Here is a 546-nt window from a genome sequence, read left to right as displayed (position 1 = left end):
AACGCTGACACAGGCGCATGCWGTCGGGTGTTTCCTTGTCCAGTAAAGCACTGCAATCGGCGTAGATATAAAAAGCACCGCGTGGTGTGCTGTCAATTTTGAAGCCCAATTTTTTAAGGCCCAGCATCAAACGATCTCGGCGCTGTTCAAACGCTTGTCGCCGTTGCTCCAGGATCTGCTGTGTTTCCGGCTCAAATGCAGCCAGGGCCGCGTATTGAGCAAGTGTAGGGGCAGCCAGAAACAGGTTTTGTGCCAGTTTGTCCATCACCGCGACCAGTCTTTCCGGCACTACCAGCCAACCCAATCGCCAGCCAGTCATGCCAAAAAACTTGGAAAAACTGTTGATGACAATCGCTTCGTCATCGACCGACAGCGCAGTCGGTGCAACAAAGCCATCATAGGTCAGACCGTGATAAATCTCATCGACGATCAATTGCCCACCCTGTAGCCTGACCTGTTCGGCTATTTGCGCAAGTTGGGCTTGCTCCAATACCGTTCCTGTCGGGTTTGACGGAGAGGCCAGTAACAACAGATCTGTTCTTGATT

1 protein-coding gene is annotated in these 546 nt (G+C 51.9%); it reads right to left on the bottom strand.

The genetic code is table 11. The features are described from left to right. Window positions 1–546: aminotransferase class I/II-fold pyridoxal phosphate-dependent enzyme (locus MPL1_RS13040; RefSeq protein ID WP_009727606.1), on the bottom strand; the 546-nt coding region annotated here is incomplete at both ends.

Origin of the sequence: Methylophaga lonarensis MPL, assembly GCF_000349205.1 — a bacterium.
GTDB classification, from domain to species: Bacteria; Pseudomonadota; Gammaproteobacteria; order Nitrosococcales; family Methylophagaceae; genus Methylophaga; species Methylophaga lonarensis.
The sequence above is the reverse complement of the archived record's forward strand: the minus strand, read 5'-3'. Positions and strand labels throughout refer to the sequence as shown.